The organism is Rhizobium sp. NPDC090275 (assembly GCF_044772225.1).
GTDB lineage: Bacteria > Pseudomonadota > Alphaproteobacteria > Rhizobiales > Rhizobiaceae > Rhizobium.
On record NZ_JBIVYL010000004.1, the window covers coordinates 553491 to 569944 of the forward strand.

At 62.2% G+C, this 16454-nt stretch carries 10 protein-coding genes; 4 read left to right on the forward strand and 6 right to left on the reverse strand.

Annotation, left to right across the window (positions count from 1 at the left end; translation table 11 throughout):
• Window positions 1–64: 64 nt before the first annotated feature.
• The 4 genes from ACIQUB_RS13675 (at window position 65) to ACIQUB_RS13690 (ending at window position 5465) form a co-directional block, all read left to right on the forward strand.
• On the forward strand, window positions 65–1162 hold the full coding sequence (locus tag ACIQUB_RS13675; protein WP_402930303.1) for an efflux RND transporter periplasmic adaptor subunit: 1098 nt from the start codon (window positions 65–67) through the stop codon (window positions 1160–1162).
• Window positions 1162–4314 carry an efflux RND transporter permease subunit gene (locus ACIQUB_RS13680; RefSeq protein WP_402930232.1) on the forward strand — a complete coding sequence of 1051 codons (3153 nt, stop codon included), beginning with the start codon at window positions 1162–1164 and terminating at the stop codon, window positions 4312–4314. The genes ACIQUB_RS13675 and ACIQUB_RS13680 overlap by 1 nt, the downstream gene beginning before the upstream one ends.
• 179 nt (window positions 4315–4493) lie before the next feature.
• A complete protein-coding gene (locus tag ACIQUB_RS13685) occupies window positions 4494–4988 on the forward strand; it encodes a hypothetical protein (RefSeq protein WP_018898052.1) in 495 nt (164 codons plus the stop codon).
• A gap of 51 nt (window positions 4989–5039) precedes the next feature.
• On the forward strand, window positions 5040–5465 hold the full coding sequence (locus ACIQUB_RS13690) for a hypothetical protein (RefSeq protein WP_402930234.1): 426 nt from the start codon (window positions 5040–5042) through the stop codon (window positions 5463–5465).
• Window positions 5466–5480: 15 nt separating this feature from the next.
• Here ACIQUB_RS13690 and ACIQUB_RS13695 read toward each other — a convergent pair whose 3' ends face one another.
• The 6 genes from ACIQUB_RS13695 to ACIQUB_RS13720 form a co-directional block, all read right to left on the reverse strand.
• Window positions 5481–5735 (reverse strand): DUF982 domain-containing protein, encoded by a 255-nt coding sequence (locus ACIQUB_RS13695; protein ID WP_402930236.1) that lies wholly within the window; start codon window positions 5733–5735, stop codon window positions 5481–5483.
• 319 nt (window positions 5736–6054) lie between these two features.
• Window positions 6055–6279 carry a hypothetical protein gene (locus ACIQUB_RS13700; protein ID WP_112981293.1) on the reverse strand — a complete coding sequence of 75 codons (225 nt, stop codon included), beginning with the start codon at window positions 6277–6279 and terminating at the stop codon, window positions 6055–6057.
• Between the two features lie 166 nt (window positions 6280–6445).
• Window positions 6446–6649, reverse strand: a complete 204-nt coding sequence (locus ACIQUB_RS13705) for a hypothetical protein (RefSeq protein WP_018898056.1) — start codon at window positions 6647–6649, stop codon at window positions 6446–6448.
• Between the two features lie 255 nt (window positions 6650–6904).
• Window positions 6905–8665 carry a sulfite reductase subunit alpha gene (locus ACIQUB_RS13710; RefSeq protein ID WP_402930239.1) on the reverse strand — a complete coding sequence of 587 codons (1761 nt, stop codon included), beginning with the start codon at window positions 8663–8665 and terminating at the stop codon, window positions 6905–6907.
• A gap of 2 nt (window positions 8666–8667) precedes the next feature.
• Complete coding sequence (locus ACIQUB_RS13715) at window positions 8668–14178, reverse strand: glutamate synthase-related protein (protein ID WP_402930241.1); 5511 nt, start codon at window positions 14176–14178, stop codon at window positions 8668–8670.
• A 437-nt stretch (window positions 14179–14615) separates the two neighbouring features.
• Entirely contained in the window at window positions 14616–16451 is a 1836-nt protein-coding gene (locus ACIQUB_RS13720) for a methyl-accepting chemotaxis protein (RefSeq protein WP_402930243.1), read from the reverse strand.
• Window positions 16452–16454 lie beyond the last annotated feature (3 nt).

The window sequence follows — 16454 nt, forward strand, 5'->3', positions numbered from 1 at the left end:
TTTTTCCACTGTTCGCAGCGGCGTGCTTGTAGCGGCTGTTTCGATATTCATGTCCTCCGTGGCAATGGCTCAGCAAGCCGCAGCCCCACCGCCTCCATCCGTCACAACCGTCAATGTTGCCGCGAGTTCGGTTCCTCTGAGCTATGAATACGCCGCTCGTATCTCGGCGTTTCGCCAGACCGAAGTACGCGCCCGCGTCAGCGGCATCCTGTTGAAGCGCAATTTCGTGGAAGGCGCTCAGGTCAAGGCTGGCGATGTCCTGTTTCTCCTCGATCCAGCACCATATGAAGCAACGCTGATGCAGGCGCAGGCCGGCTTGAAGCAGGCGCAAGCGCAACTCAGCCAGGGCATCCGCGAAGAGAAGCGCAACATCAGCCTCTTCGACCAGAATGTCGGCAGCCAGAAAAGCCGCGACGATGCGATTTCGGCGCGCGAACTCGCCGAAGCGGCCGTCGCTTCCGCAGAAGCTCAGGTCAAGACCGCGGAGCTCAATCTTGGCTATACCAAGGTGACCGCGCCGATCAGCGGCATCACGAGCCTTGAGCAGGTTTCCGAAGGCAGCCTGATCAGCACCGATTCAAGCCTGCTGACCAACATTACCCAGCTGGACCCTGTTTACGTCAACTTCTCCTTTTCGGATTCCGAGGCGCGAGAAGTCCGCCATCTCATCGATTTGATGAAGGCGAAGGGCCAGGAGCAGAAGCTGCGCGTCAAGCTGACATTCGGCGACGGTTCCACCTACGATCATGAAGGCGTCGTCGATTTCACCTCGGCGACTGTCGACGTCAACACGGGCACCATTCAGGCGCGTGCGATCATCGATAATCCGGATCGCCAGCTCATCCCCGGTCAGTTCGTGCGCGCGACGGTAAGCGGTGTGACTGCCGATGACGCGATCGTCATCCCTGAGGTGGCCCTGTTGCAGGGGCCGCAGGGGCAGTTCGTTTACACCGTCGGCAAGGATGGGAAGGCGAAGATCAATGCGGTCACGCTTGGCCAGAAGGTCGGCAGCAACTGGATCGTCAATTCGGGCCTTGAGGCGGGTGACCAGCTGATCACCGAGGGCGTCATCAAGGTGCGCCCGGGCTCGGCCGTCAACGCAACGGCTGAAGCGGCTGCGGCCGATGCCGGCAAGGATACGAAAGAGACGGCTTCAAACTGATGGGTAACAGGTTCTTTATCGACCGCCCGGTCTTCGCGGCGGTCATTTCCATTGTCATCGTTCTGGCGGGTCTTTTGGCCCTGCGGGCGCTGCCGATCGCGCAGTATCCCGAGCTTGTGCCGCCGCAGGTCGTCGTGACCGCGAATTATCCCGGCGCCAGCGCCGAGACGGTCGCGCAGACCGTCGCCGCTCCGCTGGAGCAGCAGATCAACGGCGTCGAGAACATGCTCTACATGCAATCGACGAACTCCAACAGCGGCACCATGCAGATCACGGTGACGTTCGCGCTTGGCACCGACCCGGACCAGGCCGCGATCAACGTCAACAACCGTGTCCAGCGTGCGACCTCCACCCTGCCGCAGGAAGTCACCCGCCAGGGCGTCGTTGTCGCGAAGCGATCGAACTCCATTCTGGCGTTCGTGGCGATGTTCTCCAACAACACCCAGTACGACCGCGCCTATGTCGGCAACTACGCGCTCTTGAACGTCATCGACGATCTCAAGCGCCTTCCCGGTATCGGCGACGTCAACGTGCTCGGCGATATCGACTATTCGATGCGTGTCTGGCTCCGGCCGGACAAGATGGCCCAGTACGGCCTGACACCGAGCGATGTGTCGACGGCCATCCAAGAGCAGAACTCGCAGTTCGCGGCCGGCCGCTTCGGCGATCAGCCAAGCGCAACCGGGCAGCCCTTCACCTACAGCGTCTCGACGCAGGGCCGTCTGACGGATCCGGAAGCCTTTGGAAACATTATCCTGCGTTCGACCAGCAACGCGGCGACGCTGCGGCTGAAGGATGTCGCGCGCATCGAGCTCGGCACCAAGAGCTACGCGGTGCAGAGCAGCCTCAATGGCACGCCGGCGGTTCCGATCGCGATCTATCTGCAGCCGGGCGCCAACGCGCTTAACACCATGCACGAGCTCTCGACGCGCCTGGCGGAACTGAAGAAGTCGTTCCCTGATGGTATCGACTATCGTATCCCCTACGATACGACGAAGTTCATCCAGGTCTCGATCGAGGAAGTCATTCACACCTTCTTCGAGGCGATCGCCCTCGTCGTCATCGTGGTGTTCCTGTTCCTACAGAACTGGAGAGCAACGCTTATCCCTGTAATCGCGGTTCCGATCTCGATCATCGGCACCTTCGCCGGTATGTATCTGCTGGGCTTCTCCATCAACCTGCTGACATTGTTCGGTCTGGTGCTGGCGATCGGTATCGTCGTGGACGATGCGATCGTGGTCCTTGAGAACGTTGAACGCCTGATGACGGTGGACAAGCTGTCGCCCAAGGACGCGGCCATCAAGGCAATGGGCGAAGTCACTGGACCGGTCGTTGCGATCGTGCTCGTGCTCTGCTCGGTCTTTATCCCTGTCTCCTTCATGGGCGGGCTTGCGGGCCAGATGTACAAGCAGTTCGCCGTCACGATCGCGATCTCCGTGATCCTGTCGGGTATCGTGGCCCTCACGCTGACGCCAGCGCTCTGTGGCCTCATCCTGAAGCCTGGACACCACGAACCGGCACTGCCGTTCCGTGTCTTCAACCGCGCCTTCGAGCGTCTGACGTCGGGTTACACGGCAGGCGTACGCTTCTTCGTCAAGCGCTTTGCCATCGGCCTCGTGCTGGTTGGTGCCCTGCTTGGTGCGACAGGCTACCTCTTCTATACCATTCCGGGATCGCTCGTTCCCAACGAAGACCAGGGCTGGGTGCTGCAGGTCGCCGTTCTTCCGCCTGCGGCATCGCTTCCGCGTACGGAAGCGGTGATGAGCCAGGTGGTTGAAAACACGTCCAAGCTCGACGGCGTCCACGACATCTTCGCGGTCTCCGGCTACGATATCCTCGCCGGCGGCATCAAGAGCAGCGCCGGTGTATCTTTCATCGTTCTCGATGATTGGAAGGAACGCACGACCGAGGCCCTTGATGCACGCAACATGTCGGGACCGATCATCGGCGCCAACAGCGGAATCAAGGACGGGATGGTTCTGGCCTTTAACCCGCCGCCGATCCAGGGCTTGAGCACCACGGGTGGCTTCGAAGCCTACGTTCAGGACCGTGGCGGCAACGGCATCGCGAATCTCGCCGAACAGGCGAATGCTCTCGTGGCCGCGGCTTCCAAGCGCCCCGAGCTGACCGCCGTGCGCACCACCTTCGATGCCAGCGTTCCGCAATACCACGCGGATCTCGATCGCGAGAAGGCAAAGGCGCTCGACGTGCCGATCGACACCGTGTTCGATGCCATGCAGGCCACGTTCGGTAGCCTCTATGTCAACGACTTCACGCTCTACGGCCGCAACTACCAGGTCAATCTGCAGTCGGAATCGGCTTTCCGCCAATCGCCCGACGATCTCCGCCAGGTGTTCGTCCGCTCGAACAACGGCAGCATGATCCCGCTGGATGCGCTGGTGAAGGTCACCCGCATCATCGGCCCCGACCAGGTCGAGCGCTTCAACGCGTTCAACTCGGCCAAGGTCACCGGTAACCCGGCTCCTGGCTACACGTCGGGCGATGCCATCCGCGCCTTGCAGGAGGTTGCCAACGAGACCTTGCCGGCAAGCTACCAGATCGCCTGGACAGGCTCGGCCTACCAGGAACTGGCAACGGGTGGCGCGGGAACGCAGGCGATGCTCTTCGGCATCATCATGGTGTTCCTGATCCTTGCTGCGCAGTACGAGAAGTGGACGCTGCCGTTGGCGGTCATCACCGCCATCCCGTTCGCGCTGTTCGGTGCGTTGCTCGCAACGATGCTGCGTGGGCTGACAAACGACGTCTACTTCCAGATCGGCATGGTCACGCTGATCGGTCTGGCCGCCAAGAACGCCATTCTCATCGTCGAGTTTGCCGTTCTGAAGCGCCAAGAGGGACTGACGGCCGGCGAGGCTGCGATCGAAGCCGCCCGACTGCGTTTCCGTCCGATCGTCATGACGTCGCTGGCATTCATCCTGGGTGTAGTGCCGCTGGCCATCAGCACGGGTGCGGGCTCGGCCAGCCGCCACGCCATCGGTACGGGTGTTATCGGCGGCATGCTCGCGGCGACGTTCATCGCGACCTTCTTCATCCCGATGTTCTACCGCCTGATCGCCTGGAAGGCGCCGAAGCCTGCGGATAGCCCACAGGCGGCTCACGGCAACAACCCGGCGATCGTTCCTGGCGAGTAAAATCGGTCTTTCGAACAACGGGCCAGCGCGGACATGATGTCCACGCCGGCCCGAATTGTTTCTGGGCCTGAACCATTTCTGGGGTGGAGCGAACATGCGACTGGGGTGTGCGGATCTTTTTAACGTCGCAACGCTAATATGCGCCCGCACACATGTTCTCTAACCCCCAGGGACCTTACATGAAGACGATTATCGTCGGGGCGCTCCTCGCCGCCCTCATACCCGGCATCAGCCAGGCCAAGACGCTTGCATTCCCGAGTGACGCGCCCATCGCGCAGATCGCCATTCCCGACAGCTGGGAACCCGAGGAAACCGAAACCGGCATCCAGGCGACGTCCGATGACTCGGCCATCTATCTCTCGATCGACGTCGCCGACGAGAAGAGCACGGACAAGGTCATCGACGACGCCATCGCCTTTCTTCAAAAGAACGGCGTGAAGGTCGACGGCTCGACGCAGAAGAAGTCCGATGAGCCGATCAACGGCATGGACATGACCAACTTCGACTGGACCGGCACTGACAATGACGGCGCCGTCAACATCGGCCTCTCGCTGCTCTCGCCGAAACCAGGCAAGCTGCTGGTCATCACCTATTGGGGATCGCAGGGAACACAGGAGGCGCATGGGCCTGAACTCCAGGCGATCATCAGCTCCCTGAAACCTGCAGCCGAATAATATCGCGCGGGCACGGCTCTGCCGTGCCTGCCTTTGCCCCCCGAGGTCACCGTGCGCTTCTTCAAATCCTGTATTCTACTATCGCTTTCCGTGCTCTCGGCCGCGAGCCCCTCATGGGCCGACGCGTACAAGGCCGTCAGCAACACCGCCATGTCGGTCACCGGCGACATTTCGATGGACGACTTCAGCATCACCTTTGAAACGGGTGACGAGCTTTCGTTTTCCAATCTGGTCGCCGATCACTTCATGGTCGATGGCGAGCGCGTACCGGCTTCCGTCTATCGCGTGGACGATCCTTCGGACCCCGAACTGCTGAACGGCAATCGTCTCTGCGGATCAGGGCCCGTCACCTATGTCGCAAATTGGTCCGCCGGCGATGGCTTGTCCGCGATTGCGGTATTCAACGGTCGGCATGCGCCGAAAAGCTCCGACGAAATGTGCGCGTCCTACACGTTCGAGGAAGGCGTCGAGGAGTGAGCGCGGCGACGCTGCCTAAAGCGGAACCGGTGCGGCGGGCACCACGTCATACGGCACCTTGGCTTCATCTGCCGCGGCGATAAAGGCGATGCGCGCGTCTTCCGGCGAAGCCTTGCCGATTGCCACGCCGTCGCACACTTCCAGGGCGGAAAAGTAGGCCTTGCCTTCAGCGACCGGCCATGCGGTGAAAAGCAGTTTGAGCGCTTCACGGGTACTCGTGACCGTATAAACGGCGCCACTGCGCCGGCAGGCGATCAGAACAGGGATCATCCATGGTCTCGTGTCCAACGCTTTATACCCCCTCGAAGCGCATTTGATTGGCGGCAGCCGTGCAAAGCTGCCACCGCGCCCTTAACATATAGTATGTTCTTTATGCATCAAGCGTGGGTGCTCGCTGCAACGCGCATGAAAAAACCCGGTGCGAGGGGCTGCACCGGGCTTTTGGTTGGACTGCATTGGGCTTGCTGATCCAGCAACGCGGATTTCAATACGTTGCGCAGATAAAACCCTTCCGCTGCGAAAAGGTTCCCAAAGAATTTCGAGCGCAATTCTTGCTGATCACCAGGTCAACGAAGCAACGGCAGGCCCGTTATTCCTCGGCCACGCCGTTCATCAGTCCGTCGAACACTTCGAGCATGGCGTCGGCGATCGCCTGGCCAAGCGCGTTGCCGGCCTGGCCGATCTCCGTGTCGTCCATGTCACGCGCAGCAAGCGCAAGCGCCGTGCCCTGTTCGCTGACGATCAGCTTGGCGCGTTCGATCGCCCAAAGCGAGAAGTCGTTGCGGTTGTCGATCGTTACGGTTTCCGGTTCCATGGCCAATTCCTCTCATTCGCTTGCGCGCTTATTAGCCCCTTTACCGGGAATATCGAAGCACAATCCTCGACGCGGCCACAACTCGCTCAATGCATGAGTGGGTGGCTGGGCCTACGCTTGCCGCAGCCGCGGCAGGCGAGTGTGCCACATGATAACAGTCGAACCGTTAGTTTGGATCGAGGTTCTTCATGCCGCGGCGCGTATGCCGCAGTTCAACGATCTGGCGCATCTGTGCCAGCCTAAGTTCCAGCGCTGTCCTGTCCATCGACGGGGGCAGCTTGCTGAGCTCATCCGCAAGGATATCAATCTCCTTGAGGAGGAACGGTAAATCGAAACCTTCATGTTCCATGTTTTCCGCCATGCCATTCATGCAAGCGATTCTTGCTTGCATCGATTTACATGCTTCGCTGTCACGGCTAGGCGAGTCTCGTTCAACGTTCTTAATATCCAATAAACTATAGCCGTTAGCGTCCCGAAATGACACCTGATAGCGCCAAGAGAGCACGAACGCGCGCGCTTTCCTACCCGGCACATGGTCCGGGTTGATAAACGCGTTCGTGCGGCCGAATGTCTCGACCGCTCGACGCAGCTGTTTGATCGTGGAGGGCCGAGGCTGGACCCGGCCCTAGTAGACGTCGCGAACGTAGCGCTTCTGGCGCTTCAGTTCGTTGACGTAGGCGCTCGCGGCATCAGCGGAATGGCCGCCGTGGACAGCGATGATGTCGTGCAGCGCCTGATCCACGTCGCGCGCCATTCGTGTCGCGTCGCCGCAAACATAGAAATGCCCGCCTTCTTCCAGCCAGGCGTAAAGCGCCTTGCCGTTCTCGCGCATGCGGGTCTGCACGTAGATCTTTTCTTGCTGGTCGCGGGAAAATGCCAGATCGAGCCGCGTCAGCAGCCCGGCGTTGCTCATCGCAGCCAACTCCTCTTCATAGATGAAATCGTCGGCCCGGTGCTGGTCGCCGAAGAACAGCCAGTTCCGACCCGTCGCGCCGCGCGCACGCCGCTCCTGCAGAAAGGCGCGGAAAGGCGCGATGCCGGTGCCCGGGCCGACCATGATGACAGGGGTCGCATCATCCGAGGGCACGCGGAATGCCTTGTTCTGCGACACGAAGATGCCGGCTATGTCACCCTCCGCCCGATCCGCCAGATAGGTCGAGCAAACGCCGCCATGCTCGCGCCCGTTGGTGGTGTAGCGCACGCTGGCGATGGTCAGGTGCACGCGCCCGTCGGCCGCAAGCGGGCTCGAGGAAATCGAATAGGCGCGGTGCTGCAGCGGCTTCAGCAGGCCGACGAAATCGGCGGCGCTCATGGCGCGTTCCGGCAGCAATTGCAGGAGGTCGAGACTGTCCTTGCCCCACAGCCAGCTCTCCAGCGCTTCCTTGTCGCCATGGCGCAGGATATGGCTGAGCTCTTCGTGGCCGGCGCGCCGTTCGATCTCCGCGATGAATTCGCGCGACGGGGTGGAAATCTCGAAGCCGGTTGTCAATTCCTGGCTCAGGGGCCGGGCGAGGCCGGAAACGGCCGCTTCCGCGTCGGCGCCCAGTCGCTCCAGAATGGCCGAAACCAGGGCCGGATTGTTTACTGGCATGACACCCAAGGCATCACCCGCTTCATAGGTCAGTCCGCTATTGCCGAGATCGAACTCGAAATGCCGGATTTCCTTGGCGGATCGGGCGCCCGAGAGCAGCCGGTTGACGGCAAGCGTAGAGGGATAAGGCGACTTGCGGTTCCATTGCGATTTCTCGCGGGCAGGCAGGGCCGTCGGTGCGGCCGGCTCTGCGGCTCCGCCTTCGACCGCCGCAGCGACCGGCAGGGTCTCACCCACCCAGGCCGATGCGGCGTCCTCATAGTCCACGTCGCAATCGAGGCGGTTCGCCATCCGCTGGGCGCCGAGCTGTTCCAGCCGCGTATCGATCAGCTTTCCTGCTTGGCAGAAGCCATCATAGCCTGTGTCACCGAGTGCCAGCACGCCGAAGTTCATGGCCTCCAGCCTTGGCGCGCTGTCCGCCGAAAGCGCCTCCCAGAAGAGTTGCGCATTATCAGGCATCTCGCCTTCGCCATAGGTGGAAACAACAACGATCACCCGCTTCATCGTAGCGAAGCGAGCCATGTCGATATCGTCGAGCGCCTCGACCACCGGCTGCATCCCGGCAGCGCGGGCGGCCGCTGCCGCATCCATGGCGACACCCTCGGCATTGCCGGTCTGCGTGCCATAGAGGATATGCAGCGGGCTTGAAGCCTGCTGCTGCGGCGCTGTCGCTACGGCGTTGCTGCCGTCATCATCCATTGCCAGGCGGGAGTGGAGGCCAGCCAGGAAGCCGGAAAGCCAGGCGCGCTGGTCGCCATTGAAGGGGGCGTCTGCGGGGATATAGGGCACTTTCATCGTTACACTCGGCTGGTTCTGGCAGATGTCGTCAGGTCGGAGACGGCGCGCTTGGCGAACAGCTCCTCGAAGCTCGGCAGACGGCCGATCCTGTCGATGTTGCGGGCGTGCTGGTGGATGATCCAGCCATAGGTGCCGGGGCTATCCATCGACAGGATGTTGCGGCGCGCCAGCGCTTCCTTGTAGTCGGCGAGCCGCTTTGCGGCGATCATCACCGCCAGTTGCTCGTCGCTGTGACCGTCGACGGCGTCGCGCGCGTGCCGCATTAGCTTGCTCATCAGCGCGAAATCCTCCGTCAGGATGAGGTTGCGCACAGCCTTTTCGATGGCTGGCTCCGATGGGCCGAGTGCGTTGGGCACCCGTGCCATCGCCAGCCCCTGCGCCATGGAAAGCACGGTGTAATTGTTGAGCAGCGCGAACATCTCGTCCGTATCGGTCTCGCCGTAGCCGGGCACACGACCGTTCAGCACCGGCTTGCGGTCGCGATAGGCAAGCTTGAACTTGCGGACCTGATGGGCTGCGAGCGCCGAGGCCAGTTCCTCGATCAGCTCCTTGCGTGCCTTCGCCTTCAGGATCGCATCGCTATCCTGGTACAACAGCAGCGCTCGGGGCATGCCGTAGACGAAATTGTGCCGTTCGCTTTCCCAGTTCTCCAGAAGCCAGCGCGCCTTGGCCGAGCCGGTCGCGGCGAGATGCCAGGTGAGCAGCATGTGCACGGCTTGGCCGTGGATCGTTGCTCCGTCGCCGTCGTCGGAGATCGAGCCGAGCAGGATCGAGTCGTGACTGACCTTCTTCGGCAGATCGCCATAGGGGTCGTATTGATAGACGAAGCCGCCGCTCATGCCGTTGCCGAAGCCCTTGCCGAAGCTGCCGAGATTGAGAACCGCGCCATTCGTCATGTACTCGCAGCAGAAGTCACCGACCCCCTCGACAACTGATGTCGCGCCGGAATTGCGGACAGCGAAGCGGTCGCCGGCCTGGCCTTCCACGAAAGTGCGGCCACCGGTGGCGCCGAAGAGCGCGAAGTTGCCGATCAGCACGTTGCCGCCCGCCTCGTCGGAGCCCCCGCCCGGCGACTTGACGACGACGGTGCCACCGCAGGCGCTCTTGCCGACGCCGTCATTGCAGGTGCCGGTATGGGTGAGCACCATGCCATCATTGCAGAACGCGCCGTAGGATTGCCCGGCCGAACCCGAGGTCGCGATATTGACCGATCCGGGCTCGAGGAAGCGGCGGCCGCGCTCGTCCTGGCGAACAGCCGGCAGGGTGGCGGCCGCGGCGGCGTCGATCTCGTAGTTCAGCATACGCTCGATATCGACCGCCAGCTGTCCGCCGACACTCTTGTTGCAATTGTTGAGGAAGCGATTGCCGCCGAGTTCGACGGTTTCCTTGCCATTCTCGATCAGCGCCGACTGCACGAGATCGAGGAAGCCGTCATCGACGGCGTAGTCCTTCTCCATGTAGACGGGGTCGGTAATCTTCACCTCCTCGACCACCGCAAGCATTGCGCGGAGGTCAAGCTGCCCGACGCTTGAGGGGTGATCGAGGAGATGAAGGAGGTCGGAGCGCCCGCGCGCCTTGCGCAACGAGGGCAGGCCGAGCTGTGCCAGGAGCTCGCGGGTCTCGTGGGCGATGTTGAGCAGATATTGCGCAAGCGCCCTCGGATCGCCGTTGAAGACCTCCTGGTTGGTGGTCAGCCCGGCCGGGCACTTGATGTTGCAGTTCTTCGCCATGACGCACTTCAGCATCATCAGCGCGGTGGTGCCGAATTCGAAACTGTCGCCGCCGAGCAGAGCCGACTTGATGACGTCGCTTGCCGTCTGGTGTGCGCCCGAGCAACGGAGCGTGACCTTTTCGCGCAAGCCGTTGGCGCAAAGCGCCTGGTGAACCTCGGCGATGCCGATCTCGGCGGCGCGCCCGGTGTATTTCAGGCTGGTGACGGCGGCCGCACCCGTGCCGCCGGTATTGCCGGCGACATTGATCACGTCGGCGCCTGCCTTGGCGACGCCGACGGCGATCGTTCCGATCCCTTCGGATGAGACGAGCTTGACGACAACACGCACGCGTGCCGCCTTGGCGTCGTGGATGAGCTGCGCCAGATCCTCGATAGAATAGGTGTCGTGATGAGGGGGCGGTGAGACGAGCTCGACGCCGGGCGTGCCGCCACGGGCAGCCGCGATCTCGACGGTCACCTTGGGGGAGGGGAGCTGGCCACCTTCGCCGGGCTTGGCGCCCTGGCCGATCTTGATCTCGATCTCCTCCAGCATCGGATCGGCGAGATAACCCGCCCAGATGCCGAAGCGCCCTGAGGCGAACTGCTTGATTTTGGACGCGCGGATGGTGCCGTAGCGCGACAGATGCTCACCGCCCTCGCCGGAGTTCGACATGCCGCCCGCCATGTTGGTGCCATGGGCGACCGCTTCATGGGCGGCGGCCACAAGCGCGCCGTGGCTCATGGCGCCGGAGGCAAGCAGAGGCGTAATTTCGCTCGCGTTTTGAACCTCGGAAAGCGGAATGCTCGCAGGTGCCGTGCGCAGCAGCGAGAGATAGTCGCGCGCCTCGCCCTTCCCCTGCACGGCGAGGCTGCCTGCTTCCAGCCAGTGGCCGACGATGTCGGTGTCGAAGCGCATCACCAGCGACTGCGCAAGTGCCGAAAGCAGCGTCAGCTGGCTGCCACCGGAGGTCGTCAGCCGCAGCCGGAACTCATCGTCGCCAACGCGCTCGCAGGCAAGGCCGCGCACCATGAAGGCGTTGTTTCCCTTGCGGGAAAACCGTCCCATCTCGCGCCTGAAATCCTCGGCATTGCCGCAGAAGCTGACATCGGCGGGCAGATCCAGCACATCGCGCAAGGCCGCGGGACGCCGCATGCGCTCTTCCATCATCATGCGCGCGAAGGCGCGGTAGCCGGGCGTGATCTCGAAGCGGTCGATCGCCTCGGGCGTCAGCTTTTCGAAGCTGGTGCTGTAATAGGCGGCATCGTTGAGGCCGAAGGCATCTTCCAGCCGGTTGAGCGGCAAGAGCCGGAAGAATTCGGACTGGTCGGTGTCGCCGGCCATCCGCTCGAAATCGATCTTCTCCTCGGTCATGTCGACGAAGCCACGCACAGCAGTGGTGCCGTAGGAGTGACCGGCGCCTTCGGCGCGCTCCTTGAAAAGGCCAAGCAGCGGAATCTCATTTTCACCGGCAACGGTCAGCGCCCGCATGTGCCAGTCGCACACCGCCTGGGCGATGACGGCGAAGTTCACGCCGCCAACAGGCGTCTTCACATTCGGGAAATAGCGGCGCAGCACGGGATCGTTGGTGTCGAGGAAGTTGGGCTCGAAGAACTCGCCGGCGATATAGCTTTCGGCGGTGCAGAGACCGACCTTGCCCATGGTCTTCATCAGCGATTTCTCCGCCGCCTTGGCGAAGCGCTTGAACGCCTTGTCGGCATCGGCGCCGAACTTCTCCTCGGCCCGGAACTGGACGCCGAGGGGATAGACCGCCGAGGCGCCGAAGCCGAGGGCTGCAGCGATGTGATGCGACGAGGAAATCTGGCCGCTCTCGGCGATGATGGAGACGCGCAGACGCAGGCCGGTCTCGATCAGGCGCTGGTTGAGGGCGGAGATGACGATGATCATCGGCAGGGCCGCGCGGTTGCGCGCCACATGGCGATCGGTGACGACAGCGATCCCGCCTTCTTCGGCGGCGAAGGCTTCCACCGCGTCGCAAAGCCTGGAGATCGCGGCTTCCAGCGCCTGCTCGTTGGCCTTGGGATCGCCGGCAGCGGGCGTGTATAGCATCTCGAAGCGGCGCAGCGGCGTCTCGGACTGCTCACGGATCTTCAGCATGTCGAGATGGGTGAGGATCGGCGAGCGCACGACGATCTGTCGGGCGGCCTTCGCGCCGATGTTCGGCTTGGCGCCAAGCGCGACGCGAAGGGTCATGCCGTCGGCTTCACGGATGCTGTCGAGCGGCGGGTTGGTCACCTGAGCGAAGCGCTGCGAGAAATACTTGGCGACGCCGCCTTCCTGGTCGGACAGGGCGTTGATCGCATTGCCGTAGCCCATTGCCGAGATCTTCTCGGCGCCCGTCGCCAGCATCGGATCCATCAGGAACTTGAAGCTTTCTTGATTGTGCGAATAGGCGACGTAGCGTTGATGACGCTCGAGATCGCCATTGTAGCGGAGCGGGGAGCCCTGCTGGTCGGCCGGCACGTCGGGCAGGTCCTCAAGGCGGATGCGGGCGTCGGCGAGCAGCGTCTGGTAGTCGCGCTGTGCCGCCAGCATATCGAGCGCTTCCGATGTCGAGAAGGATCGGCCGGCCGCATGGTCGAAGTAGAGCATGCCGCCGGCCTCGATCCGGCCGCGCCGGAGAACGCTCTCGGGCGGGAAGGCGATCTGGCCTGCTTCCGACATGACGCAGAGATAATCGGAGGTCTCAACCGTGCGCAGCGGCCGCAGGCCGAGCCGATCGAGTCTCGCGCCGACGATGGTGCCGTTGCCGAAGATCAACGCGGCCGGGCCGTCGTTCTTCTCCTCGTAGAGCGAGAAATATTCGAACATCGCCCTGACGTCGTCGGACAGCGTCTCGTCGTTCTCCCAGGCCGGCGGCATCATCGAGACGACGGCGGTGACGAGATCGAGGCCATCTTCCATCACCCGGCTCTGTAGGGTCTGGTCGAGACGGCAGCTGTCGGACTGGCCCTTCGGACGGATGATCGCGGAATTGCGGGCAAGCGCGATCGCGGCTTCGGAGAGGCGGTTCTTCTTGTCGGTGTTCAGTTCGCCATTGTGCGCCATCAGCCGGAAGGGCTGGGCCATGGAGGGGTGCGGGTCGGTGTTGGTGGAAAAGCGCGTGTGGAAATACATGGTGTGGATTTCGTGCGCGGGGTCCACGAGGTCGCGGAAGTAGGGCAGGACTTCGTTGGAGTTCAGCCGACCCTTGAAGACCTGCGTGCGGGCGCTGAGCGACAGCGGATAGAAGCCGGCCAAGGCGCGATCGGTATAGGCAACGGCTTCGATCGTAAGCAGCGCCTTGTGGATGCGCCAGTCGAATTCGGCCGGCGTCTTCGCGGCCTCGGGAGCGGCAAACACCCACTGGCGGATCGGCAGTTGGTAACGCACGGCGATCGGGCGGATCGCGTCATTGTCGACAGGCACGTCTCGCACGAGAAGCACGGGCAAGCCCTCATCGGCCAGCGTCGCCTCGATGATATCAGCCGCGCGCTGGTGCTCATTCGGGTTGTTCGGCAGGAAGAAATTGCCGACGCCGAAACGACCTGCCGCGAGATCCGGCTTGCCGGTGAGGCCGCGGAAGAAGGACAGGGAGAGATCAACAGAGATGCCGGCGCCATCGCCGACGCCTTCCGCCGACATGCCGCCGCGATGCGGGACGGCGCAGAGCGCCTCATGGCCCCTCTTCAGCACGTCGTGGGTCTGAACGCCGTCCTTGCGGGTGATGAAGCCGACACCACAGCTGCTCTTGTCTTCGCTGATGTCGTAGAGGCCCGTGACCCGATCTTGTGCGCTCATCTGCCCGTCTCCTTGGTCGCGCCTTGGCGCGTGTCGTTTCAGTCCCGCAGGCGGAGCCGCAGGTGACCTGGCACGCTCCTCCGCTGGCGATTTAAAGGCGTTTTTTATTGGCGGTATGCGTGGACGCACGCGTGGCGGCCGGCTGCGCAATCGCTGCCGTGAAAACCGTCACTTTGCTGTGGGCGCGTGCTGTCATCGTCGAAATAGACCCGCGTAACGGCCGCTGATGGCTGACCTTTGATTACGTCAGCATTGCTTACTTATCTTGATCATTGGAGTCAAGTTTGACTCGAGGGTGTGCGCGATTTTCCTCACGGCCTGCTTGCAGACATCCTGCCCGGCAAAGGTTATGAGCACAACGAAATGTGGCGACGCCTCGGGAGGCGCCGCCACATCTGTTCCGAAAATCGAGCCGACTCGATCGTGTTGTCTGAGACCTAGCTCGCGAGCCGCATCTTCTGGCCCATGTCGTGAAGCGACGTCGCGCCACCCGATTGGCCGATGCGGAAGCCTCGGATCAAATCGAGCAGATCGCCGGTGTCGTTGGCGAGCACCTCGGCGGACGCGGTCGTCTCTTCCGCCATGGCGGCATTCTGCTGCGTTGCCGTATCCAGCTGGTTCATCGACTGCGAGATCGAACGCAAGGTCGTGTCCTGCTCTTGAGCGCTGTGGGAGATCTTCGACACGATCTCGTTGGCGCTTTCGATCTGGCTTGAAATCCTCTTCAGCGCCTCGCCGGCACGTCCGACCAGGTCCACACCCTGCTCGACTTGCGTCGAGGAGCTGGAGATCTGGCTCTTGATTTCCTTCGCCGCCGCGGCGGACCGCTGCGCAAGTTCGCGAACCTCTTGCGCGACAACCGCAAAACCCTTGCCGCTTTCGCCAGCACGCGCCGCTTCAACGCCCGCGTTGAGAGCCAGAAGGTTCGTCTGGAAGGCGATTTCGTCGATGACACCAATGATCTTGGTGATCTCGGCGGAGGACTGTTCGATCCCGTTCATGGCGTTGATCGCTTCGCTGACGACGGCGTCGCTTTGCTGCGCTTCGCTGCTGACGCTGGAGACGCGCCGCGCCGCTTCGCGGGCGCCATCGGCGGTCTGCCGGACGGCAACCGTCAGTTCGTCGAGCGCCGCCGAGGTTTCTTCGAGGTTGGCGGCCTGGCGTTCCGTGCGCTGCGCGAGCTCGTTGGAGGCGCGGCGAATTTCTTCCTTACTGACGGCGATATCGTTGCCCTTAAGGCTGACACGCGACATCGCCTGCTCAAGCCGTGCGAGCGCATCGTTGAAGTTGTCGCGCAGGCCGGCATACTTGGTGCCAAGATCATCGCAGCGGACCGTGAGATCACCGTTCGCCAGTCGCTCAAGCGAGTTTCCGATGGTCGAAACCACATGCGCCTGCTGTTCGGCGTCGAGCAGCTGTGCATCGACGCTGCGCTGGCGCTCGGCATTGAGCTCACGCTGCTGCTCTTCCTGCCGGACGGTCATTTGCTGACGATCGCGCACCTTTTCCTGGAGCGACTTGGTGGCCTTCGCCATCATGCCGACCTCGTTGCGCAGGTCCGTATGCGGAATGGCTTTGCTCACGTCTTCATTGGCAACCGCGCCCAATGCATCATGGATCGCGGACAGCGGACGCGAGATGCCGCGAATGATGTAGAAGGCCATGGCGACGGCGATCGCCAGTGCGACGAGACAGAGACCGATGACTGCCATCGTGGCATCCCAGATCTGCGTCTCGACATCATCCATGTAGACGCCAGTGGCAACGACGACTTTCCAAGGCTCGAAGGCTTTCGAATAATTGCCCTTGAGGAAGAGCTGATCAGCCGGCTGGCCGGGCTTCTGCCAGTAGAAGATCGTGCGGCCGCCGCCCGCGATGCCGCGATCAACCTGCTCCTTCGAGATATATTTTCCGGTCTTGTCCTGTGTGCCGGATTGGTTCTGGCCAATACTCTTGGAACCGTCCTTGAATATCTGGACGACATTGTAGTCGAAACCGACGAAATAGCCCGAAGGCTCGTATTTCATTTTCTCGACAACCTTGAAGGCGGCCGTTTGCGCGGCTTCGTGCGTCAGCGCTCCGGCTTTTTCCTGCTGGTAAAACGTGTCGAGCACGCTGATGGCGCTTTCGACCTGTGAGCGCATCATTTCGAAACGCTCGGTGTAGATGGCCTCCCGCAACGTGCGGATTTGCATGTAGACAATGCCCGAGAATATCACGAGCAGCAGGCCGACAAGCAAGAAGAGTTGCCGCGAAATCCTTAGGTTTGCCAAGAT

Bases quoted from the DNA above. Each gene is read 5' to 3' on its own strand.
- ACIQUB_RS13685 (WP_018898052.1), top strand. From the start codon at position 4,494: ATGAAGACGATTATCGTCGGGGCGCTCCTCGCCGCCCTCATACCCGGC.
- ACIQUB_RS13700 (WP_112981293.1), bottom strand. From the start codon at position 6,279: ATGGAACCGGAAACCGTAACGATCGACAACCGCAACGACTTCTCGCTT.
- ACIQUB_RS13680 (WP_402930232.1), top strand. From the start codon at position 1,162: ATGGGTAACAGGTTCTTTATCGACCGCCCGGTCTTCGCGGCGGTCATT.
- ACIQUB_RS13705 (WP_018898056.1), bottom strand. From the start codon at position 6,649: ATGAATGGCATGGCGGAAAACATGGAACATGAAGGTTTCGATTTACCG.
- ACIQUB_RS13695 (WP_402930236.1), bottom strand. From the start codon at position 5,735: ATGATCCCTGTTCTGATCGCCTGCCGGCGCAGTGGCGCCGTTTATACG.
- ACIQUB_RS13715 (WP_402930241.1), bottom strand. From the start codon at position 14,178: ATGAGCGCACAAGATCGGGTCACGGGCCTCTACGACATCAGCGAAGAC.
- ACIQUB_RS13710 (WP_402930239.1), bottom strand. From the start codon at position 8,665: ATGAAAGTGCCCTATATCCCCGCAGACGCCCCCTTCAATGGCGACCAG.
- ACIQUB_RS13675 (WP_402930303.1), top strand. From the start codon at position 65: ATGGCTCAGCAAGCCGCAGCCCCACCGCCTCCATCCGTCACAACCGTC.